This window comes from Allorhodopirellula heiligendammensis (genome assembly GCF_007860105.1).
Lineage (GTDB): Bacteria > Planctomycetota > Planctomycetia > Pirellulales > Pirellulaceae > Rhodopirellula > Rhodopirellula heiligendammensis.
This window is the reverse complement of the sequence record NZ_SJPU01000027.1, coordinates 1-2,640: the sequence shown is the minus strand read 5'-3', so window position 1 is coordinate 2,640 and position 2,640 is coordinate 1. Positions and strand designations below refer to the sequence as shown.

At 53.8% G+C, this 2,640-nt stretch carries 3 protein-coding genes; 2 read left to right on the top strand and 1 reads right to left on the bottom strand.

Annotated elements, in window-relative coordinates; translation table 11 throughout:
• A partial coding sequence (locus Poly21_RS26755) for an IS110 family transposase (protein ID WP_146410124.1) occupies positions 1–701 on the bottom strand: 701 nt, incomplete at its 3' end.
• Between the two features lie 829 nt (positions 702–1,530).
• Between Poly21_RS26755 and Poly21_RS26745 the strand changes: the two genes are divergently transcribed.
• A complete protein-coding gene (locus tag Poly21_RS26745) occupies positions 1,531–1,839 on the top strand; it encodes a hypothetical protein (RefSeq protein WP_302120788.1) in 309 nt (102 codons plus the stop codon).
• A gap of 53 nt (positions 1,840–1,892) precedes the next feature.
• Positions 1,893–2,507 carry a hypothetical protein gene (locus tag Poly21_RS26740; RefSeq protein ID WP_146410121.1) on the top strand — a complete coding sequence of 205 codons (615 nt, stop codon included), beginning with the start codon at positions 1,893–1,895 and terminating at the stop codon, positions 2,505–2,507.
• Positions 2,508–2,640: the final 133 nt, after the last annotated feature.

Here is a 2,640-nt window from a genome sequence, read left to right as displayed (position 1 = left end):
AGGATTTCAGCGGTTCGTGGTCCGACTCCGGGGATCGTTTGGACTCGCTTGATGCGTTCGTCATTCTTGCCGATCGCTTCGAGCTTCTTGACGACACCAGTGAGTTGCTCGGTCAGCGAATCGAGGATGGTCAGTTCGATGTCGAGTTCTCCTTTCCAAAGTTCGTCAGGTCCGCAGTCAGCCAGGGGTTTGCGAAACGAGTTGATGTGCTCGCGACCGGAGTACCAGGCTTTCTCGCCGGTTGCGATCTCGATCCCGTGGTTAACGAACCAAGCACGGATGGCGTTCTTGGTTTTGTTGATTCGTCCGTCGAGGGTCTTGCGGTATTTGACGAGCGATCGGAACTCACGATGTTCCAGCGTCGGTGTGTGAACGCCTTTGAGCTCACCCATGGCGGCCATCCGAGCGAGCTTGAGAGCGTCGTCCCGATCGGTTTTGCGTTTGACATTGGCCCACCGCCAGGCTTCTTCGTTGGTGGAGCAGACGAGTGTTTCATGCCCATGATGTTGTGCCAGATCATTGATCCATCCCGAGGGGCCGCAGGCCTCCATGACGACCAGATCGGCCTTGGTGTCGTGGAAGATGACACCGAAGTGTTCTCTCGTAGTGGGTGTCGTGACAAACTGCGTTTTGCGAGTTTTCGAGTCGAAAAGGCAGCAAACGGAGTTGAATTTCCCGAGGTCCAGTGCGAGAATCTTCATGAGATTTCATTCCATGTGTTTGGTGGGTGGAGCAAATGTGACGGGCAGCCGCAAGCTGCCCAGATCACGGGTTTGAGTCGCCAGTTTTTTAACGAATGGCTCCCACCCGTCAAACCTTGGACTTACATGGATTCTTTACCCGACGAAGCTAGCTGCAGTTCGCTGTTCGATTGCTCCACCTTTTCCTGATGACATCAAACCCGTACCTGCCCTCCGCTGTTGAGCCTCCTCCCGAGCCAACGCTCGCTGGCACTTTGTGCCCGGTCTGTGATGCAGCGTTGTCTCGCCTACGGTTCGCCTTCCCCGGTGTTCGCTGCTGGCAGTGTCATCACAGGCTTTGCCTGAGAAATTCGTGGAAAGGAAGCCTGCTGACTGTGTTGATCGCCGGATGCACTGCTGCGAGCTTATACTATTTCGAGGCTGTGCCGGGCCATAATGTTGGCATATTTGCTTGCCATGCTCTAGCATTTGTTTTGGCTGGGTTAGTAATTCACCATATATTTGGTGTGCCAGCACTGGCTGGGCTGTTTGGTGCTTCACCAAGATGGCGAGACAACGCAGCTCACCAAGACTACCACAAGCGTCTCCGCAACTTGAGCGGGTAACAATCGCGTGAACCGGAGAACGCGAACTGAACGATTTCGCTGTTAGAAACTTTCACGCGCGTTCCCGGTTACGCGTAGCGTTCCCCGACTAACTTGTTACGCTTTCCAGGGTGCATATGTGGCCCGTAACCCCGCGATACAACATTGACCGCACGCGATTCCATTGCGATTGGACGACGCCCGCGAACGATCTATCACTTTACATCTGTGGTGGCTGTCGTGGCATGGGTCACCGCTCTGTGCTACGCGATGATGGTGTTTCGCGAGACTGGGGCGTCGCTCGGTTTAAACTCGTTTTCCGGTGCTGTGCAGAGCTCGATTATGATGTCGGTGATAGTTTGGTCCGCCTTTGTGAGAACCTGGTGGGGCGACTCACGCCGGTTGTGCATTGCTTTCACCCTCGCGCTGGCAATCGTTCAGGCCGTCGCTATATTTTCAATAGGACGGTGATCGCAACGTCCGCGAAAGCGAGTGAAGACGGCGAACTATCCCGTGCACCGGAGCCGGGCTTGCGAGCGTTTTGGCAATGGTAGACTTTTCACTCCCGGCCCGGTGACGGGCGGACGTTCGACCATCGAAACGTTTAATGCAAAATTTGAAGCCACGATTTTCGATTCTCAACGGTCTATCAGCAGTTGCGGTCTGTGCTCTGCTGTTTTTTGCGATGCACAGGTATCAACTCTACCAGGCAAACTACGCTTGGCCGGATCAGGCAATCATTGATGAGCATTATCGTGCATTTACGCCGCAGGAAATCGCCAACATTTCGGAGGTTGGCGCCCGGCAACATTCCGCCGATCTTCGGAACAAGTTTCCACCTCGCGGACTTCAGTATTGGCTCGAACGTGCCAGCTTGATTCAACCTGAAATGACTGAGTTCGCGTTGCGGCGACATATGCCTCAAGCTGCACGCTACCAGCTTTGCACAATCAACGGACTTCCAATGCCCGAGGAACCCCAGGTTTCACTTCTCTTGTACGCCGTCGACTCAGAGCTCGCATTTGCTTGCGTCATGGAATATGAGAGAGTTGACACAGGAACAGGCATCACCCAACACTATGGTAGGGTGAAAGACCTCATTGGATTCTTCGAGCATAACGGCGAACTCGATAATTTGGGCATTCTTACCAAAACAAAGTTTGACATGGCAGATCGAATCGCCATCCTCAGCATGTCACAAGCCGAGAAGGTCGAACCATGATCGAGATAGCGACGGTGTTGTTTTTGGCAATAGCGCAGATCAAAAATCTTGAAGTTTTTGATTCCTTCGCCCATGCTGGTCAGGGGCCAGCCCCCGAACCCCCGAGATTTTTCAGGCATGGCGCCAGATGTTC

Bases quoted from the DNA above. Each gene is read 5' to 3' on its own strand.
- Poly21_RS26745 (WP_302120788.1), top strand. From the start codon at position 1,531: ATGGGTCACCGCTCTGTGCTACGCGATGATGGTGTTTCGCGAGACTGG.
- Poly21_RS26740 (WP_146410121.1), top strand. From the start codon at position 1,893: ATGCAAAATTTGAAGCCACGATTTTCGATTCTCAACGGTCTATCAGCA.